The sequence below is a fragment of the Marinomonas lutimaris genome, from assembly GCF_019426345.1.
In the GTDB taxonomy this organism is placed as follows: domain Bacteria; phylum Pseudomonadota; class Gammaproteobacteria; order Pseudomonadales; family Marinomonadaceae; genus Marinomonas; species Marinomonas lutimaris.
In genome coordinates this window covers 1-19,591 of sequence record NZ_JAHLLW010000019.1, presented here as the reverse complement: position 1 = coordinate 19,591, position 19,591 = coordinate 1, and the positions used below count along the sequence as shown (strand labels likewise).

19 protein-coding genes are annotated in these 19,591 nt (G+C 42.9%); 7 read left to right on the top strand and 12 right to left on the bottom strand.

Annotation, left to right across the window (positions count from 1 at the left end; all coding sequences use genetic code 11):
• Positions 1–21 precede the first annotated feature (21 nt).
• The 5 genes from KPL72_RS17265 to KPL72_RS17245 all read right to left on the bottom strand — a co-directional run bounded on the left by KPL72_RS17265 (position 22) and on the right by KPL72_RS17245 (position 6,616).
• Positions 22–2,055, bottom strand: a complete 2,034-nt coding sequence (locus KPL72_RS17265; RefSeq protein WP_219703861.1) for a methyl-accepting chemotaxis protein — start codon at positions 2,053–2,055, stop codon at positions 22–24.
• A 232-nt stretch (positions 2,056–2,287) separates the two neighbouring features.
• A complete protein-coding gene (prpD, locus tag KPL72_RS17260) occupies positions 2,288–3,787 on the bottom strand; it encodes a 2-methylcitrate dehydratase (protein WP_219703860.1) in 1,500 nt (499 codons plus the stop codon).
• Between the two features lie 37 nt (positions 3,788–3,824).
• Positions 3,825–4,964, bottom strand: a complete 1,140-nt coding sequence (gene prpC / locus KPL72_RS17255) for a bifunctional 2-methylcitrate synthase/citrate synthase (protein ID WP_212917784.1) — start codon at positions 4,962–4,964, stop codon at positions 3,825–3,827.
• Between the two features lie 55 nt (positions 4,965–5,019).
• Positions 5,020–5,898 carry a methylisocitrate lyase gene (prpB, locus tag KPL72_RS17250; RefSeq protein WP_072840362.1) on the bottom strand — a complete coding sequence of 293 codons (879 nt, stop codon included), beginning with the start codon at positions 5,896–5,898 and terminating at the stop codon, positions 5,020–5,022.
• A 28-nt stretch (positions 5,899–5,926) separates the two neighbouring features.
• Positions 5,927–6,616: a GntR family transcriptional regulator gene (locus KPL72_RS17245; RefSeq protein ID WP_219703859.1), complete on the bottom strand. Its 690-nt coding sequence runs from the start codon at positions 6,614–6,616 to the stop codon at positions 5,927–5,929.
• 328 nt (positions 6,617–6,944) lie between these two features.
• Here KPL72_RS17245 and KPL72_RS17240 point away from each other — a divergent pair, with 328 nt between their 5' ends.
• Positions 6,945–7,205: a DUF5062 family protein gene (locus tag KPL72_RS17240; RefSeq protein ID WP_012068645.1), complete on the top strand. Its 261-nt coding sequence runs from the start codon at positions 6,945–6,947 to the stop codon at positions 7,203–7,205.
• Between the two features lie 40 nt (positions 7,206–7,245).
• On the opposite strand, the gene KPL72_RS17235 is transcribed toward KPL72_RS17240, so the two are convergent.
• Entirely contained in the window at positions 7,246–7,713 is a 468-nt protein-coding gene (locus tag KPL72_RS17235; protein ID WP_249411696.1) for an Lrp/AsnC family transcriptional regulator, read from the bottom strand.
• Positions 7,714–7,850: 137 nt separating this feature from the next.
• Here KPL72_RS17235 and KPL72_RS17230 point away from each other — a divergent pair, with 137 nt between their 5' ends.
• A complete protein-coding gene (locus KPL72_RS17230) occupies positions 7,851–8,600 on the top strand; it encodes a DUF1826 domain-containing protein (RefSeq protein WP_219703858.1) in 750 nt (249 codons plus the stop codon).
• 39 nt (positions 8,601–8,639) lie between these two features.
• On the opposite strand, the gene KPL72_RS17225 is transcribed toward KPL72_RS17230, so the two are convergent.
• The 3 genes from KPL72_RS17225 to KPL72_RS17215 all read right to left on the bottom strand — a co-directional run bounded on the left by KPL72_RS17225 (position 8,640) and on the right by KPL72_RS17215 (position 10,306).
• Positions 8,640–9,365 (bottom strand): SDR family NAD(P)-dependent oxidoreductase, encoded by a 726-nt coding sequence (locus KPL72_RS17225; RefSeq protein ID WP_219703857.1) that lies wholly within the window; start codon positions 9,363–9,365, stop codon positions 8,640–8,642.
• Between the two features lie 38 nt (positions 9,366–9,403).
• Positions 9,404–9,796, bottom strand: coding sequence for a thiol-disulfide oxidoreductase DCC family protein (locus tag KPL72_RS17220; RefSeq protein WP_219703856.1), 393 nt, complete (start codon positions 9,794–9,796; stop codon positions 9,404–9,406).
• Between the two features lie 69 nt (positions 9,797–9,865).
• The gene (locus KPL72_RS17215) at positions 9,866–10,306 is read right to left on the bottom strand and encodes a DUF3429 domain-containing protein (protein ID WP_212917791.1); all 441 of its coding nucleotides are present in this window, start codon (positions 10,304–10,306) and stop codon (positions 9,866–9,868) included.
• A gap of 362 nt (positions 10,307–10,668) precedes the next feature.
• Between KPL72_RS17215 and KPL72_RS17210 the strand changes: the two genes are divergently transcribed.
• Positions 10,669–12,045 (top strand): glycine--tRNA ligase, encoded by a 1,377-nt coding sequence (locus KPL72_RS17210; RefSeq protein ID WP_219703855.1) that lies wholly within the window; start codon positions 10,669–10,671, stop codon positions 12,043–12,045.
• Positions 12,046–12,234: 189 nt separating this feature from the next.
• Here the strand turns inward: KPL72_RS17210 and KPL72_RS17205 are convergent, their stop codons facing one another.
• Positions 12,235–14,202 carry a ligand-gated channel protein gene (locus KPL72_RS17205; RefSeq protein ID WP_212917793.1) on the bottom strand — a complete coding sequence of 656 codons (1,968 nt, stop codon included), beginning with the start codon at positions 14,200–14,202 and terminating at the stop codon, positions 12,235–12,237.
• Between the two features lie 256 nt (positions 14,203–14,458).
• On the opposite strand from KPL72_RS17205, the gene KPL72_RS17200 reads away from it, so the two are divergent.
• Positions 14,459–15,352 (top strand): LysR family transcriptional regulator, encoded by an 894-nt coding sequence (locus tag KPL72_RS17200; protein ID WP_212917794.1) that lies wholly within the window; start codon positions 14,459–14,461, stop codon positions 15,350–15,352.
• A 96-nt stretch (positions 15,353–15,448) separates the two neighbouring features.
• Here the strand turns inward: KPL72_RS17200 and KPL72_RS17195 are convergent, their stop codons facing one another.
• A complete protein-coding gene (locus tag KPL72_RS17195; RefSeq protein ID WP_212917795.1) occupies positions 15,449–16,543 on the bottom strand; it encodes an MBL fold metallo-hydrolase in 1,095 nt (364 codons plus the stop codon).
• A gap of 94 nt (positions 16,544–16,637) precedes the next feature.
• Here KPL72_RS17195 and KPL72_RS17190 point away from each other — a divergent pair, with 94 nt between their 5' ends.
• Positions 16,638–17,135 carry a GNAT family N-acetyltransferase gene (locus KPL72_RS17190; RefSeq protein WP_219703854.1) on the top strand — a complete coding sequence of 166 codons (498 nt, stop codon included), beginning with the start codon at positions 16,638–16,640 and terminating at the stop codon, positions 17,133–17,135.
• Positions 17,132–17,653: a GNAT family N-acetyltransferase gene (locus KPL72_RS17185; protein ID WP_219703853.1), complete on the top strand. Its 522-nt coding sequence runs from the start codon at positions 17,132–17,134 to the stop codon at positions 17,651–17,653. The genes KPL72_RS17190 and KPL72_RS17185 overlap by 4 nt, the downstream gene beginning before the upstream one ends.
• A 6-nt stretch (positions 17,654–17,659) precedes the next feature.
• Here KPL72_RS17185 and KPL72_RS17180 read toward each other — a convergent pair whose 3' ends face one another.
• Positions 17,660–18,439, bottom strand: coding sequence for a HalD/BesD family halogenase (locus tag KPL72_RS17180; RefSeq protein WP_219703852.1), 780 nt, complete (start codon positions 18,437–18,439; stop codon positions 17,660–17,662).
• A 171-nt stretch (positions 18,440–18,610) separates the two neighbouring features.
• Between KPL72_RS17180 and KPL72_RS17175 the strand changes: the two genes are divergently transcribed.
• The gene (locus KPL72_RS17175; RefSeq protein ID WP_219703851.1) at positions 18,611–19,492 is read left to right on the top strand and encodes a LysR substrate-binding domain-containing protein; all 882 of its coding nucleotides are present in this window, start codon (positions 18,611–18,613) and stop codon (positions 19,490–19,492) included.
• Positions 19,493–19,591: the final 99 nt, after the last annotated feature.

Here is a 19,591-nt window from a genome sequence, read left to right as displayed (position 1 = left end):
CGAAGGATTATTTAAAACTGTCTATTTTTTCAAAGTAAAGATCGCCAAGTCTTTTTGTAGCTGAGAGGCCAATTCACGAATGTGTTGGCTATGCTCCTGTGACATATTAGCAAGTTCAAGTGTTGCAATAGCAGACTGCTGAAGCTCTTCAGAGTTTTGATTGATTTGTGTTGAGGCCACACTTTGTTCTTCTGTTGCAGTGGCAACATTGTTTATGCCCATTTCAACGTTTTGTATCGACTGATAAATTTTTGCCAAAAGGCTATGAGCATAATTGGCTTGCTGTACGCTATTGTTGACCTGGTTACGCCCTTGTTCCATATCATTCACTGCAGAACGGCTATTGCTTTGTAGTTGTTCAACTACTTTACGGATTTCTTCGGTAGATTGTTGTGTGCGTTGTGCAAGAACACGTACTTCATCGGCAACGACAGCAAAACCACGACCTTGCTCACCTGCTCGTGCGGCTTCAATCGCGGCATTAAGGGCAAGCAAATTGGTCTGTTCAGCAATATTACTGATGACAGTGACAACATCCCCAATGTTCTTCGAACTTTCTTCTACTTCCTGAATTGTGTTCGATGCTTGGCTGAATGCCGAAGAAAGTGCGCTAACAGTATTTTCAACTTGTTGGACTGCGTTGTTGCCATCTTCCGTAAGCTGTCTCACCGCAATCGATTCTTCTGAAACCTGATTAGAGCTTTGAGCCACTTCTTGAATAGAAGCGGCTATTTGTGTGATAGCTGAACCCACTTGAGCGCTAGAATCTTGACTATTATTAGCACTAATACGTAAATCATTATTGGCGTTTGAAATACCTTCTGTCGATTTTAGTAATTCTTGGCTGGAGTGCAAAATAGTATTTACAAGCGAAATTAAGCTATCACGCATGCGTATGGAATCATTCTGTAATAAATCAATTTCGTTTTTACTGTCCGAGTCTTTTTTGTGTTTGAAGCGGAAGGACAGGTTGCCTTTACCTAATTGATCTAGTGCAGAAGAAATTTCTTTTAACGGTGCTAATGAATAACGGATGAATCCCCATAGCATAAGACTTAGTACTAAGGCTGCGATCATGCAGATTCCGACAACATCCCAGATTATGCCTCGAATTTCTTCTTGATATTCATCGTTATAGGATTTCAAAGTCACAACCCAGTTCCAGCCTTTTACATGTTGAAAAACGGCTTTTGATGAGCGTGCCTTGTTGCCTTTACCAGCAATTTGTAGGCTATAAGATACAATACCGCTGTCTGCTTGGTACATTTGCTTAAAGGTATCTTTTAACTGCGGGAAGGCTGTATAGAGGTTCTTTCCCGCCATGCTTGGGTGAATAAGGACATCTCCTTCATTATCCCCAGCCGCAGTGACATAAATGTAACCGCTTTTACCAAATTGCATCTGATTAATAGATTTGGCAGATGATTCAAGAATAGCAGAGTAAGGGATAAGCAGTTCAATTAATAAGTTTGGCTTACCTGATACATTTGCATAATGGCTGATGTAACTCTTATTCCACAGTTGTGTTTGACCGACTTGTGTCGTATTGCTTTGTAAGGCTTTGATTGCATTAGGCGAGTCAACGGAACTGCCTGAGGCTATTCGGCCATTTTGGTCTTTTAATGTTGTGCTAACTCTTACCAAACCTCGAGTTGTTTTTACTAATAGACTTGCTTCAAGCTGCGCAGAACGAGCAAAGTCGGTTAGAAATTTCGCGTTGTCACCGATAACTTGATTATTCAGCGTTAGAGTAGGGAGTTGCTGATTATTGATCAGCGTAGTTCGCTCATTATCGATTGTGATCGATTCAAGCTGGTTTCCTAGAATTTGGCTAAAACGATCAGCGGTTTTGCTCAAAAGCTGATATTTACTTTCAAGCTGCTCGGCCACAAGAGCGGCTTCTTTTTGTTGATGGCTACTGACTATATTATTGATTTGATAGCTAAATAACCGATCAATAATAAAAACAACCAAAGTGAATATAACGAGAATGCTAATAAATGTACCAAGACTAAGTTGTTTTGGTAACGAGGCTTTTTTTAAAACAGAAATCATAAAACAAAGAATCCTTGCAGGCATTTTTATAAAAGGGGGGGCTTATTAGGAAGTTTGTTTTTATTTTCGGTGAAAGATACATGTAAGAATAAGCAGTTACAAACTTTTGCTTGGTTTTTGATCGTAATAAATGGCTATAAGTAAGGACGGTTTGTATGACTTGTGAGTTAGATGCAAAAGCACCCATAAAAATGAGTGCTTTTTAGGATCTGTTTAAACAGATAAATAGTATTTACGCGATAACAAATAAGTCCATGAAGCGGTTTACAGCAGTGCCTTCAAGAGCTGCTTGATCCTTACAGAGTGAGAAAATAGCTTGGCTCTGACGGTTTGGAAAACGCGTTGCCAAGTTGTTCTTAAACTTCTGCTCTAACAAAGGAATGCCTTCCTCGCGACGGCGACGGTGTCCGACCGGGTATTCCACCACCACTTCTTCGGTACTGCTGCCATCTTTAAAAAACACTTGAATTGCATTAGCAATAGAACGCTTATCCGCTTCTAAATATTCTGCGGTGAAGCGTTTGTCTTCGACGATTTCCATCTTGTTACGCAGTTCATCGATGATTGGATTGGCCGCATGAAAGTCATCTTCATAATGTTCGGCAATCAAATTACCAAACGCCAATGGCACAGCGGCCATGTATTGCAAACAGTGGTCACGGTCGGCGGCATTCGCCAATGGGCCGGATTTGGAAATAATACGAATCGCGGATTCATGAGTACGAATCACGATCTTATCGATCTCTGCCAAGCGATCTTTCACTAAAGGATGCAAGATCACTGCGGCTTCTGCAGCGGTCTGAGCATGGAATTCGGCTGGGAAAGAGATCTTGAACAAGACGTTTTCCATCACGTAGGTGCCATAATATTGTGGAAAGTCTTGCGAGAACGAAAACTGACGTTTGTCTTCGGGCTTGATGACTTGGTCTTTGTTGGTTTTCGAGAAAGATACATCATAAAAGCCCCACTGATCTGCGGTAAGCACACCAGGAATGCCCATTTCGCCACGCATTGACATATCGGCCAAACGAACAGCGCGGGAGGTCGCATCGCCCGCTGCCCAAGATTTACGTGAGCCAGCGTTTGGCGCATGACGATAAGTACGCAGAGCAGAGCCATCGACCCAAGCTTGCGAAATCGCCGCCATGATTTGTTCTCTGTCGCCGCCCATCATTTTAGTCACCACAGCCACAGAGGCTACGCGCACTAATAACACGTGACATAAACCCACACGGTTAAACGAGTTTTCTAGGGCAATAACGCCTTGAATTTCATGGGCCATTACCATGGCTTCTAATACTTCACGCATGGTCATCGGGCTTTCGCCGTTCGATAATCTAACTTGTGAAAGGTGATCGGCGACGGCCAAAATACCGCCTAAATTATCAGATGGATGTCCCCATTCCGCCGCCAACCAAGTGTCGTTGTAATCCAACCAACGAATGATGCAACCAATGTCCCACGCGGCTTTCACTGGATCGAGCGATAAAGACGTACCTGGCACGCGAGCGCCGTTGGGCACCACTGTGCCTTGTACAATGGGGCCAAGGTGCTTGGTACATTCTGGGAAGCGCAGGGCGAGTAAGCCACATCCCAGGGTGTCCATTAAACAATTACGAGCGGTATCGAGAGCTTCTTGGCTTTCCACTTTAAAATTCAGTACATAGTCTGCGATATCTTGGATGACTTGGTCGTAATCGGGGCGGTTGTTTAAATCTACGTTGTTGCTCATTTCTTTTCCTTAATCGTGAAAGTTGGCGGATTCTGGGTTAATGGCGGTCGTCGATATCGACCCACTCAGAATGGTCTGGCCCTATGTAATCTGCGCTGGGGCGAATAATGCGGTTATTCGCCCGTTGTTCCATGACGTGAGCAGCCCAGCCAGTGACGCGGGAACAGACAAAAATCGGCGTAAATAACTTGGTGGGAATGCCCATAAAGCGATAGGCGCTAGCATGGAAGAAATCCGCATTACAAAAGAGTTTTTTCTCGCGCCACATAACTTCTTCACAACGTTCTGATACCGCGTATAAGTGATCGTCACCGACGTCTTCACTGAGTTTTTTGGCCCACTTTTTAATGATGTCATTGCGTGGATCGCGTTCACTGTAAATAGCGTGACCAAAGCCCATGACTTTTTCTTTATTGGCAAGTTTTTGCATCAACGCCGCTTCGGCTTCGTCAGGGGTTTTCCATGGTTCTATCATGTCCATCGCAGCTTCATTTGCGCCACCATGAAGTGGGCCACGTAAGCTGCCGATACCGCCAGTAACGCATGAATACATGTCTGACAAGGTGGAAGCACAAACACGAGCGGTAAAGGTTGAAGCGTTGAATTCGTGCTCAGCATACAAGATCAAAGACGCGTTCATCACTTGTGTATGAAGAGCGCTTGGTTCTTTGTCATGCAGCATGGTGAGAAAATGACCCGCCAAGGAAGGCACGTTGGCATTGTGCGTATTTACGCGAACGCCATCGTGGCTGAAACGATACCAATAAACCACCATAGCTGGCAGCGTCGCGACCAATCGATCCGCGGTATGCAGTGCTAGAGAAGGTTGCTTTTCAAATGGCAGCTCTGGCTCTAGATTACCTAAGAAAGAGCAGCCGGTGCGCATCACATCCATGGGATGAGCGCTTTCTGGGATAAGTTCTAAGACGGCTCTAAGCTCTTCAGGCAAGCAGCGCAAACTCATCAGTCTTTGTTCGTAGTCATGCAGTTCAGTGCGGTTGGGTAATTTGCCGTACAGCAATAGATAAGCCACTTCTTCAAAGCTGGCTTTGTCCGCTAAGACATCAATGTCGTAGCCACGATAAGTTAATCCGGAGGCTGCTTTGCCGACGGTACAGAGTGCGGTTTCACCTGCGCTTTGGCCTCGTAGACCTGCGCCAGAAAGTACTTTAGCCATTTTTCTACTCCATTTTGTTATTGTTTAGAGAAGCTTGTGCTTATTTTTTAGGCTCTTATTTTTTAGAGAAGAGCGCGTCTAATTTATCTTCGTATTCATGGTAGTTGAGAAATTCATAAAGCTCATTACGAGTTTGCATACTGTCGACTACATTGCGCTGGTGGCCGTCGTTCAATAAATGCTGATATACGTTTAGCGCGGCTTTGTTCATTGCGCGAAACGCACTCAGTGGATAAAGCACTAAATCCACGCCTGCGCTGGCCAATTCTTCTTTACTGAATAAAGGCGTAGCGCCAAATTCGGTGATGTTTGCTAAAACAGGCACCTTCACGGCCGCGACAAATTCTTTGTATTGATCCAAAGTGATCATGGCTTCTGGGAAGATCATATCCGCGCCAGCTTCGACACAAGCAATGGCTCGCTCGATGGCCGACTCCATACCTTCCACAGCCAAAGCATCAGTGCGTGCCATGATGACAAAGTTGTCATCGACACGAGCGTCGACGCAGGCTTTCACGCGATCGACCATTTCATCTTGGCTGACAATGGCTTTATTCGGGCGATGGCCGCAACGCTTTTGTTGAACTTGGTCTTCAATGTGAACAGCCGCCGCACCCGCTTTTTCCATTTGCTGAATGGTTCGAGTGATATTAAATGCGCCACCAAAGCCAGTATCGATATCGACTAGTAATGGCAAATTCGAAGCGGAAGTAATACGTCGCACGTCTTCTAATACATCGTGTAAATCTGTCATGCCAAGGTCTGGCAAACCATAGGAGGCATTAGCAACGCCGCCGCCAGATAAGTAAATGGCATGATGACCTGTTTGCTCTGCCATCATGGCGCAATAAGCGTTCACGGCGCCAACAACCTGTAATGGGGATTGGGTTGCGACGGCTTGTCTAAAACGGGCGCCTGCTGAAAGTATTGTCATTATTTTCCTCTCTTTAGAACGATTTTAATTAAGTACGGGAAGCGACAGCAGAATGCTCCATCGCTTGCTTTAATAGTTGGCTGGCGCGGCTGATATGGCGGCGCATGAGTAGTTCTGCGAGATCACCTTCGTGATTTGCAATCGCGTCGAGAATGGCTTTATGTTCCCTTAATGCTTGGCGCGGGTCGCTGCGCTGATCGGCCGTGTGACGTCGATACATGCGAATTACCGCGTACAATTCTTCTGTTAATAAACGAATAAGCTTAGCGTTGCCGCTGGCGTGAATGATGCGTAAGTGAAAATCGTCATTGCCGCCTTGTTGCACGTAATGTTCGTCTTGATTGGCATCTAGATGCGCTTGGTGTTTGTCGAGCAGCGCGTACAAGCTGTTTATTTCATCTGATGGCATGTTGCTGGCGGCTAAGCGAGCGGCCATGCCTTCTAATGCCTCGCGCATGGTAAAGGTATCCAGCATATCTTGTGTGTTCAGCTGGATAACACGAGCGCCTACATTGGCGGTGCGTGTGACTAGACCAAGACCTTCTAGTTTGACGATGGCTTCTCTTAATGGCCCGCGAGAAACGCCATATTGTTTGGCGAGTTCTGGCTCAGATATCTTACTGCCCTGTGGAATATGCCCCTGCACAATAGCATTGGTGAGCTGCTGGGCTATGTCTTCAGACAGTGTTGCGGATTTGATCGAAATTAGGTTGTTCATAAGAAGACGAAATACTTTATTGTTAACAATATTGCTAGTTATAGTCTGGTTTTAGCGGTTTATCAAGTTAGATTGTCGACAATAAGTCGAATTTACTCTTATCCTTTAGTCTTACGTGTGAGCGTGATTTAGGAGATAGAAGCCGCTAACATTGTGTTTATTAAGTGATTTTTTGGCTTTATCGATTAGAAATGCTTGGTTGAGTCGTAAAAGCTGATAGAGTCGAGATAATCGTTTGAATATCGTTATGATCAAATGTGTCGACAATCGCTTTGCTAGGCTTGTTCGCTTGGCGGTTTGTTTGATTACCCAACAGATAAGGGAAATTATGAAAAAAATTAAAAATGAAGCAGCCCTAAGTAAAAAAGCCATTCAAGTTGGCGAGAACTATGCCCTTAAACGCGGCTATGCAGGCTTTTCTTCAACCATGTCTGCCAACGAAAAAACCGAAGCAATTTATCGATTGTTGGTGTTGGATAAATTAGTCGTTGGATTACCAGCAGACAAAGAAGACTTGCCAAGCATGAAACATAAACTAGCGTTGTGGATTCAGAAGCTATTACCTAAAGATGATCCACTTCTTAAGTAAGAGTTACTGGGTTAATAATTAAGAGTTGCTGGGTTAATAATTACAAGTCCAGCGGTAGAGTGGTGATATTTTTTACTTCACGCATGGTGAAGTGACTTTGCGCTTCTTGAATGTGTGGCAGTTGCAATAACTGGCTGCGCAAGAAGTGTTCATAACTTTCAATGCTATTTGAAACCACTCTTAAGCTGTAATCCATCGCACCAGAAATCGTCCAACATTCTACCACTTCGGGATAGTCGACAATGGCTTGCTCGAATTCATCTAGCATTTTTCGGCCATGGGAAGAGAGTTTGATATTTACCAAGACGACGATGCCCAATCCCAATTTGTTTCTGTCTAAAATCGCTTGTGTCGAACGAATATAGCCATCTTGTTCTAGGCGATTAATACGTCGCCAGCAGGGTGATTGAGACAAGCCAATCTTGTCAGCCACTTGAGTCGCACTCAGACTGCCATCGTGTTGCAGCAAATTAAGAATCTTACGATCAGTTGAATCTAGCTGTTCCATGGAATCCATCTCTGAAAAGTCAGGATTAAGGTAATGGATTCATCTACTTCATTTCAACACTTTATTTATAAAATGTTATAACGTAACATATTTGTTTTTGATGTTATGTGTCTGTCTGTATTTTTAGGGGAAGCGTTATGAAGGTGAATCTTAGTTCAGGAATTGCTTCGAACTCTGTTGATTTTAGCCAAGCGAATTTTAATCTGCTGGATGAAAGGGCAAACGCTTTTCAATGGGTCGATAAAAGCTTATCAGAGACAAGGCCAACATTATTAGGTGTGGCTAAGTCCTCCTATATAGAAGTGTTGGCTGATGTCTACCAGAAAAATATTAGTATGGTGGTTTGGGAGCGCCAATTGGGTGGTGTAGAGGAATACGCAGAATCTCTTTTGACGTTAGCGCCAAACTTCACCTTCAAATCTCAGGGCAACGCTGAAGAGTTGATTTCTTTGTTAAGAGGGCTTCTACCTGATGCTGAAAATAAAGCTTTGTTTCTTGATGATCTTTTCTTGTTGGTGGATATGTTTGCCTGCTTATTTGATCTTGAAGAAGTCGGTTTGCGGTTAAATGTTCTCTCCAGTGCCATGTGTCCACGCTTTCATGTAGATAAAATTCCTTGTCGCTTAGTATCAACATATGTGGGAAGCGGTAGTGAATGGCTGCATGAAGCTCATGTGATAAGAGATCGCTTAGGGCTCGGCGGTCATGTGTCTGATCACAATAGTGGCTTGCATGACAAAGGCCGTATTAATCAATTAAAGGCGGGTGATGTGGCGTTAATGAAAGGTGATGAATGGCCTACGTCATTAGGCCGAGGTGTAGTGCATCGTTCGCCTTCGGCAAGCCTTGAAAATAAGCGATTGTTTTTAAGCTTGGACATGATTTAACAGATCGGCTACTTCTTCTTTGAATGGTGATTGGAAAAATCACCATTCAATTGGTTGGTTGTTCCAATCAAGATAAGCGGCTTTGTTGTCCATAGTGACACTTCCCATGATGGATAAAAGCTGTGTTGCAACAAAGTCTGCCGTGAAAAGTTTGTCTTTCGGCACTGATCGTTGAAAAGGTTTGGAAAGCGGCGTGTCTGTGGTACCAGGATGAAAAGCGATGAGCTTAACGTTTTTCGCTCTTCTGGCGTATTCCACGGAACTGGTTTGGATAAGCATATTTAATGCCGCTTTTGAGGCTCGATAGCTGTACCAACCGCCGGTTTTATTATCCGAAATACTGCCAATTCGAGCACTAAATAGGGCAACTTGAGTGGCTTGTTCACCTTGTAAAATGGGTAATAGCTGGCTCAACCACAGCATAGGAATAATGGTGTTAGCATGGAAAATAGCTTCTAGCTGAGAAGCTCTGATTTCTTCTAACTTTCTTTCTGGCATCATGCTGTCATTGTGTAATATGCCATTGCAAATCAATACTTTGCTTATCTTTCCAGAATAAGATGAAAGAGATTGGCAAATTCTCTGAATGCTTGTTTCGCTGTAATCCGATTCTAGCCATTGGGTTTTTGTCGCTCTTTCAGTATTTGGTACGGATCGACTAACTGCAAAGATGCCAAGGCAATCTTGATCAGCTTCAAACTGTTGAATAGCGGCTTGAGCGATTGCACTGGCCGCGCCAATTACTAAGGCATAAAAGGATGACATATCAAGACTCCGATAATAGGCGAAATGAACCTCGCTGGTTAAAGGTCACAGCGATCTTTTAGGCAGGATTCACAGCGCGGTTTGCCCGTAACAAAAGACGATATTTGGTGACGGTAGCGTGCAAAAAATTTGTAGCCCATGTCCGCAAAAAAGCGAATCACTGGCCAGCGAAGCATTTGTATCCATTTGTGTTTTCCGACGAGCTTCCAAGCAAGGCAAGTGACGTCTAATCCTTTGATTATTTTCCCATTGGCGAGTTGACCGTGCAGTAATCGATCAGCTTCGACCTTGTCAATATAAGGAAACTTCTCACTGAAATTATCTGCGTGAATGTCTTCTAACTGCAGCTTTTTTTGCGTATCTAATGACTGCAATGTTTGCATTTCAGCGGCGCAAAGAGGGCAATGGCCATCGTAGAAAATGGTTAGCATGTATCATTACTCTTGGTGTGAACGATGAGTAATGATACGCAGAGAGAAGGGAATTAGATCACTTTTTGTTTAATAACGTGGGTACAAAACAAGCAAATGCATGATGCATATGGTAGTGGTTAAACCAAAATGCAAAGGCAAAAAGGGCTTATTAGCATTTGATTGCTTCAACCAACGGTTTTCTACCCAATAAATACTAATAAAGCCGAGTAGTAATAATACGACTGAAAGCTCAGGCGTATTCATTAGTAAAGCGCACCAAGCTGAAGATATGAGAATATAGCAGGAGATAAGTAGTCTCTTGCCATTAGCACTTTCAGGTAGCTCTATTACTCGTCCCCAAATTATGCCGCTAATAAAACTGAGAGATAGGCCGCTATAAATGGCAAAAAGAGTGACGCCTGTTTTCCCTAGAAAAGCATGGTTGCTAAGGCTTAAATAAGTTGTCAGGACAAAAGGGATTATGCTCAATGTAGCAAGTGTTGTTGCTAGGAGCTTATAAGAACGCATGAAATTACCCATGAAAAAATGAAAAATACAAATATGTAAACAATACGAATTATCTAACAAAATGGACTTTAAAACAGCATTATAGTTCCTTATTTTGTCCTATTTTTATGCATAAAAGTGTAAAGTTTTTTGTTATGTCGATTTTGTCTGTTTGTTAGGTCGATTTTGTCTGGATGTGGGGCGGTTTTCTTGTCTTAGCGCGTAAAATAAGTAAGGGGAAATACTTATTCATTGCTTGCGTGGAATCGCCATTGAGCGAAATAGGGTCAACGAGTACAATGGTCGGCTATTATTACTTGAACATGATGCCAGATTGGCTTTTATGTCCTCATTAACGAATTTTGCTTAAGGTGTGTTTAGAAATGCCAGCTAAAACAATGGATGAACTCGTCTCCCTATGTAAGCGTCGCGGATTTATTTTCCAAGGCAGTGAAATCTACGGTGGTATGCAAGGTGCTTACGATTACGGTCCGCTAGGTATTGAATTAAAAAACAACCTAAAAGCCGCTTGGTGGCGCTCAATGGTTTATGAGCGTGACGATGTAGAAGGTTTGGATGCGGCGATTATCCAAAACAAACACGTCTACAAATATTCTGGGCACGAAGATACTTTTACCGATCCAATGGTAGATTGCCACGAATGTAAGTCTCGTATGCGTGCCGATCACATGAAAGACATCAAAGTATGCGATAACTGTGGTTCTACCAACGTTACTGCGCCACGTGATTTTAACCTGATGTTCAAAACCAACGTTGGCCCAATGGTGAACGAAGAATCTTACACTTACCTTCGTCCAGAAACCGCACAAGGTATCTTCACGAACTTTAAAAACGTAGTTGATTCGACTTCTCGTACTTTGCCATTTGGCATCGCGCAGATTGGTAAATCCTTCCGTAACGAAATCACACCTCGTAACTTCATTTTCCGTGTTCGTGAATTCGAACAAATGGAATTGGAATTCTTCTGTAAGCCAGGTGAAGATGAAAAATGGCATGAGTTTTGGGTTAACGCTCGTAAACAATGGTGGTTGGATCAAGGTCTAGCAGAAGAAAATATCCAGTTTGAATATGTGACTGGTGATGATTTGGCTCACTACTCAAAATCTACTGTGGATATCTTGTACAAGTTTCCACATGGTTTTGAAGAATTAGAAGGTGTTGCGAACCGTACTGACTACGATCTAGGTTCTCACACCAAAGCACAAGAAGAGTTCGGTCTTTCTGCGAAAGTGAAAAAGAACGAGCATTCAACCGCTAAGTTGGCGATTCGTGATCTTGAAGAAAACAAATGGGAAGTACCTTTCTGTATCGAGCCTTCAGCAGGTCTAGACCGTGGTCTATTGGCTGTAATGACCGAAGCTTATACGGAAGAAGAGCTACCAAACGGCACTTCTCGTACTGTACTTAAGTTCAAACCGCACCTAGCGCCGATCAAAGTCGCTATCATGCCGCTTAAGAAGAACAAACCAGAAATCGTAGCCCTTGCGAAGGAATTGAAAAACAAGCTGCAGAAGCTTGGCCTTGGTCGTATTCTTTATGAAAACACGGGCAACGTAGGTAAAGGCTACCGTCGTCATGACGAAGTAGGTACGCCAATCTGTGTAACGGTTGATTTCGATTCTATCGAGCAAGAAGGCGCACCAGTTACGGTTCGTGATCGCGATACAATGGAACAAATCGTTGTACCAGCAGCGGATCTTCCAGCTTACGTTATTAACTACTTCATCAACCAAAACTAATTTTAATTGATGAATAAAAAACCATGCCTTTCGTTTGATAGGTATGGTTTTTTTATGCCTGCTGTTTGGTCTATAAGCAAAAGTCATGACAAAAAGTACCATCAAAAAAAGTACCATCAAAAAAAGACCGCAAATAGGTTGCGGTCTTTTTTACAAATTGCACTATAAGGAAAGCTAAGGGGTAGGGAGTTAGAATGCGATTTTTACTTTAGCGTTGTATCTACGACCATCTAATACCGTATCGTAGTTTTCAATATCTACTTTTTTATCTAGTAAGTTATAGATTCCCGCATAAACAGAAATAGTATCGTTGATGCTGTAGCTGATTCCTGTATCGACAAAAGTGTAGGAAGGAATTGCTTCCTGCATTGATGTGCGGTTCAAACCTTCACTAGATTCTCCACGGTAGTTTATACGAGTCCAAGAAGTAAGCTTGGGTGTTGTATCCCAGTTAAGGGTCGCGTTAGCCATGTGTTTTGGTAGGCGGTTTAGCGGCTCACCAGCAAAGTCTCCGGTTTTTTGTTCTGAATCTGTATAAGTGTAATTAGCTGTGATAAAAAACGTGTCAGTGAACTCATGTGATAAGGTCAATTCAACCCCTTGCATTTCAACACGATCTACATTAGTTCGTTCACTTATAAATGTATAAGAGTTTCCAGAGTAGGAACAGCTAGTATCTCCTGCAGTGGTGTCACAAATGCGCTGTTCAGTAATTTTATCTTTATAGTTTGTGTGGAATAAAGTTGCGCTGATTTGTGTACTTTGCTGATTATCCCAATAAAGACCAATTTCGTGGCTAGTACTTTCCTCTGGTTTTAGTTCAGAATTGCCTAAAATAAGTGCCGAGCCACGACCTGATATTTGTCCCCAGCCGTCACTACCTTGACGAAGATCTGGTGAACGATAGCCTGTACTTATCCCACCTTTTAATGTCCAGTCTGGAGCAAATGACCAGTTACTGTACAAACGTGGCGATACATTTGAGCCATAGTTTTCATCTTCGTTGTAGCGTAAGCCACCAGTAACTGAAAGGTTGTCAGTAAGAAAGTATTCATCTTCCGCAAATAACGCTGTGTTCCAGCGAGTTAGCTCGTCAATACCATTGCCAGCTTCATTGCCTTCGTCTTTTAGTTTTTGATAATCATATTGGCCGCCAACGGTTAGTACATGAGAGTCAAATGGCAGTACTGTTTGGTTATTTAGTACTGTGTTTTGATAATTCATATCACGACTAGGATTATCAATTTCTTCATGGGTTAAATAGGTTTCAATGTTATTGTTATTAACTCTTGCAGAATGGGTAATGGCATAGTGTTTTCGATCATAGTCTTGCTTAGACACGCTTCCATCAGCAGCAATAGAATAACCCGGATTGCGATAGCGGGATTGCTCTTCTTTACCGGCTTCAAAGGTCAATTGTTGGTTTTCAGAAACAGCCCATGATAATTTTGCCGTGGCATTTTTAATCTCTTGATCTGCATAGCCATCGACAATTTCATCTTCGTCGCGCTGTGACACTTGTCCATATAGTTGCAAACCGAGTTTGTCTTTTACTAAAGGTCCACTCAATGTTAAATCTGCTTGTTGGCTATCACCAGACGTTGAATTGTCTTGAAGTGTGGTACTTAATGATAACTCGCCGCCCCATTTATTCTGTACTTTTTTAGTGATGATATTAATGACACCGCCAAGTGCATCAGAACCATATAGTGAAGACATTGGGCCACGAATAACTTCAATACGCTCAATAACTGATAATGGTGGCGTCCAGCCTTGTTCAATTCCTGCGCCATCACTATTTGGTCTTGTTTCACGAGAACCTTGGCGTTTTCCATCGACTAGTATTAGCGTGTATTTTCCGCTCATACCGCGCATGGATATTTCTTCTGTCGAACCACCACCCGTTACCATAACACCAGGAACATCTTTCAAAGCATCGGTAACATCTCGGTACGCTTTCTTTTCGAGTTCTTGTTGAGTAACTACCGTAATAGAAGCTGGCGCATCAGTGATTTGTTGCTCGTGGCCCGAGGCCGTCACAACTAATTTATCTAGGTCGACAGTACTTTCTTCTGCTAATAACGTTGCAGAATACGTTGCGGCGCTGATTAGAGCGGCTAAAGTAGTCAGTTTATAATGGCGAGCTGAAGGGGTCATTATGAACAATTTCTCCGTAGTAGAAGTGGTGTTTATCTCGTATAATCTGCTATACAAAAGATATTAAGAATGCTTATCATTTGTATTATCTGATAATATTCATTTTTTGTGGTGACACGTTCTGTTCCTCTTTTTGCAACATCTGCAAAAGAGCTCAAAAACAGTTGGTTTGATAAGTGCTGCATTGCAGTGGATAGATACATAAAATTTAGACTGCATCTTAGGGATGTTTAAAGGTTTATTTGGGGAAAGGTGAATGTACGATCTGAACGAAGTTAGAACGTTTGTTTCTGTTATGGAAACAGGTAGTCTTAAAGATAGTGCTCAAAAATTAGGTGTGTCTAAATCTACCCTGAGTCGTCGTATTAGCCATTTGGAACAAGCACTAAATCAGCCGTTATTACGCAGACAAGCCAATCGACTTTTCGCGAATGAGGCGGGTATTAAGTTTTTGCCTTTCGCAAAAAAAATGCTCCATGTCGCCGATGAAGGTCATAAAGCCGTCGAAGAATTAAAAGATGAAATAAGTGGATCATTAGTTGTCTATGTACACACAACGTTAGTTCGGGGCTGGTTTTCAGCGCTAATGTTTGATTTCTTAGATGAGTTTCCTCAAGTAAATATTGAAGTTCGCACCGGCAACCAGTCATCCCAAGAAATAAAGAGCAACGATGTTTGTGTTTGGGTTGGTGAGCCTGCCAATGACCAATTACGTTCCGAACAGATAGGCACATTAAGCCAAGGTTTGTACGCCAGTGCGGAGTATTTAGAACGAATTGGTATGCTGAATCATCCAAGTGAACTGAATCAATATGCTTGGGTTGATACGCTGAAAAGTGAGCAGAATGACATAGTGCTAGAGCATGGAACGCAGGGAGATGTGTCTTTTGATTTACCTAAGTCTCGTCTTACAGTAGATCAATACATGCTTCACGCTGAGGCTATTATCCGAGGAAAAGGTGTTGGATTACTGCCACATTATTTTGCTGAAAAACATTTAAAGCGTCATCCTGAAGTATTTGTCTCTTGTTTACCTGAGTGGAAAGGAAAGTCATTACCTGTTTACCTGCAATATCCTTTTGGTCATTTGCCGAAAAAAATGCAGACCTTGATTCAATATCTAAGAGAAGAGGCAAAGGCTTTTTATTAAATCTAGCGTACTAATTCTACTGCCTTGTTAGCAGCACTTTTACTATCTGAAAACAGAGAGTAAAAGTGCTGAAAAGAATGAAGACGAGTGGGAAAATTAAGGTGTTGTTTGCCACCAGGGTGTTAGTGGCGGTAAATCGTTAATAGGAAAAATACGACCAAATTCAGGTGTACTTAACGTTACACCTCGACGTTCTGATTCGACAACCACACGATCAAACGGGTCATGCCATGTATGGAACGCCAGATCGAAAGTGCCATTGTGGATTGGCATCATTACTTTCCCTTGTAAATCGATATTAGCCTGAACGCTTTCTTCTGGTTTCATGTGGATATCAGCCCAGTCTTTATCATAAGCGCCGGTTTCTATCATGGTTAGATCAAATGGCCCGTACTTATCGCCTGTGTCTTTAAAGCCCGAAAAATAGCCAGAATCACCACTAAAGAAGATACTTTCGTTAGGTGTTTTAATTACCCAAGCTCCCCACAAGGTGGCATTGCCATCGCCCATCCCACGACCAGAAAAATGTTGTGTAGGTGTAAAGGCGATCAAACCTTGGCGAGTCTGGAGTTCTTGCCACCAATCGAAAGTGACGATTTTATTTGCCTCAACACCCCAATCAACTAAGTCGCCATCGACCCCTTTTGGCACCAAAAATTGCTTAGTTTTCGCTAACAAAATCTTGATGCTCGCTTTGTCTAAATGGTCGTAATGATTATGGGAAATCAAGACTTTATCGATAGGAGGTAAATCTTCTAAACTAATTGGCGGCTGGTGGAAACGTTTTGGGCCAGCAAACTGAAAGGGCGACGCGCGATCCGAGAATACCGGATCGATTAGCCAATATTCGCCATACACTTTTAGTAAAATAGAGGAGTGCCCAAGCTTAACTAGATGCAGCGTATCACTACTCAGCGCATCCAAATCGGCTCGACTCACAGCTTGTACCGGAATATTGATGTCTGGCGTGGTGTCGACTTTTTTCTCGGTAAAAAAACGTATCCACAAAGCAGCCGTATCACTCAAGGACATAGGGTTACGCGGTGCTGTATTATGAAATTTTGAGTTTTCATAAGGCGCGGAAGTGACTTCCTCGATAGGATTTACCTTGGATTTAATGTTTAAATTCACGAGATATATCGCTATAGCAAGTGCGAGAATCAAGGCAACAAAGAGCTTGATGACAAACATAGAATACCACTTTCAAATTGGATGGCTGCTTATAATTTGGGCTAATGGGATAAATACAACAAGGTAAAAAAGAAAAGAATTAGGAGGATAAAGCATGGTTACTATTGAAAAGATGAAGACACGACACTTAGCAGGCGTCATTACTTTGAGTGTTGTGGAAGAACAGAAAAAGTTTGTCGGCAGCATCGAAGACATTCTAGCAAACGCCAATGCACAAATTCGTCCTCATGTGATCCTAGTAGAAGACACCATTGTCGGCTTCTTTCTCATCGATACTACCTATGCAAAAAACTACGACTTTGCCAGACAATCTAACTCAATTGGCTTACGTAGCTTTTTTATCAGCAAAGAGCACCAAAGCAAAGGCTACGCGAAACAAGCCATCTTGGCGCTACCAAACTATCTGAGCGAAGCTTATCCTAACCACTTAAATATCTTCTTAACTGTAAACTGCCAAAATCTCATCGCCAAAGAACTTTATTTAAAAGGTGGCTTTCAGGACACCAACACGCTCTACCACGGCGGAGCCGCAGGGCCACAGCACATTATGGTGAGATCAATTGAGTCGGGCATTAAGGCGGCGAACCAATGACAAGCAGACACATACAGCCAATTATCCAAACCATGTGGGCTGAGATACTAAAAATCCAAGCTGAAGTGTATTCAGAAATCGAACCTGAAAGCCTAGAGGTACTGCAAAGCAAATGGCAACAATCCCCAAGCTGTTGTTTCGTTTACCTTGCAAAAGCAGAATTAGCAGAACAAAGCAGACTAGAAGAGCAAAACGTACTGGGCTATTTATTGGCCCACGCTTGGCACAGTGAAACACCACCCAAGTTATACCAAATCCTTCCAGAAGAAAGCCTTGGCACCATCTTATTCCTACACGATCTAGCCATTTCAAAACACGCGGCGGGTAGGGGAGTTGGCACCAAAATGGTTAAGCATCTACTTGATACCGCTACTACATCAGGCTTTGAAAAAGCCTTACTCGTCTCTGTCCAAGACTCAGTATCCTTCTGGCAAAAACACGGCTTTGTCGAACTAAAGAACCAACAAGCCAATGAGAGCTACGGGGAAGACGCCAAGATCATGATTCGAGCGCTTTAAGGCGTATTAATTCACTCGCCCATAAAAGGTTTTGCTTGCCGCTTCTGATAGCGCAATTCCGGGTTGTGAGTTATAAGCGAGAACCGCCAACATACGGGTGGTATTGCCTTGTGTTGGTGTGACTCGGTGAATGGCATTTCGACCACGAAAAAGCACCAAAGCGCCGGGTTCTATTGCCAATTCTTTGACTTTTTTATGTCCCGCGAGAACTTCACTTACACCGCTATAATTCATCTCGCCAGCATCGGCGTCACGCATGTTTTCAATGTATTCAAACACACCGCCGCCCTCAGGCTTTTGAATTAACAAAGTAATGGCAAATGACGAGTTATCGAAATGCCAACCTAACTCTTGTCCTTCGCTGGCATAATGTAAATTGATCGACGAAAGATTATCTGCGTAGTTATACAGCGCTTCTTCGTCTAACACACTGGCAAGAAAGGCTCGAAATACCGCCGAATCATAAAGCTGTCGTAGTGGCGAATCGCCATCAATTTGATCGTCCGTGATGCAACCTTTAGAAGAAATGACCTGCTTGTTTCTCGCATGATCAGCGTCATAACTTGGATCGACATTCGTTAAGTAAACGTTATGGGTGGACTTGGTATACCAAGCGAGATCCTTCTTCATCTCGCCTTCCTCAATAACGGCTTGAACCGCCTTATGATTGAGGAAATCAGGCAAGACCAAAGCCCCGTTTTCAGCCAACGTCTTTTTACAATCTTCTCTAAAGTCATTATCTTCAATAGGGTAAGTTGTCTCATTAATAATATTGGATAACGACATTAGTGTTCCCCTTTAGGTTTTGATCTTTTATATTGCCAAGGATATCGTCCAGATTAATGAAGTTAGCAAAACAGTTAAATCAATATTTTATACACTCATCATTAATTTTTGCTTAACAATAATGTTAATAAGTGACCACGTTTTGCACAGCCTTCATTCTACGAGAGCATCATGTTAAAACTGCCTAACCTGAACAGCCTAATCACTTTTATAAACGCAGCACACACAGGCAACTTTGCGAAAACGGCAAAAGCCTTGTGCATAACGCCAGCGGCCGTCAGCCAACAAATAAAACAGCTAGAATCTCATCTAGACACAGCGCTGTTTGAACGCTCAAAACTTGGTGTGGAACTGACTCAAGCAGGTCAGCAATACCTATACTTTGCCAACCAAGCGATTGAAAGCCTGCAACGTGGACAAGCCAGCCTAGACCAATTAAAGCAGCAAACGATTTTTACACTCCACACATTACCCTCCGTTGCTAGCTTGTGGTTAATGCCCAAAGTACTGCACATAATGGAACAACATCCAGACCTAGAAATACGAGTGGAAGCAAGCCATACAGCGATCGACTTCAACTTGAGCCGCTGTGATGCAAGCATCAGCTTTGGTAAACAAGACAAATCACTGAATCACGATTTTCTATTCCAAGACGAAGTACACCTAGTCGCCAGTCCATCACTCGTTAACGGAATAGCACAGGGGGATTTAGACGCATTACTGGAAAAACCAATGATCCATATCGACTGGGGCGACGAGAACCCATACTTACCCAACTGGCAAGACTGGCTAACCGCCGCAGGTTACCACAACCGAAAACCCAACAAAGGCCCACAATTCAACCTCTCCAGCATGGCGATCGACGCCGCCATACAAGGCAAAGGCCTACTACTCGGCCAAGGACTCTTCATCCAAAACGCACTGAAAACAGGGCAACTCATCACACTCAGCCCAATCACACTTCCCCTAAGAAAAGCCTATTACCTCATCTACCCAGATAGAACGAAAAATAAAGACGGAGCGATGGGGCTGATAGAGCGGTTGAAAGAGTGAAAGGGATTAGGTGTGCTGTTGAGTTGGCAAAAAGTTACACGTTCAGCCCTTTCCTGAATGTAGTGGTCAACTAATTCCGGACAGTAAATTAGGTTGTTC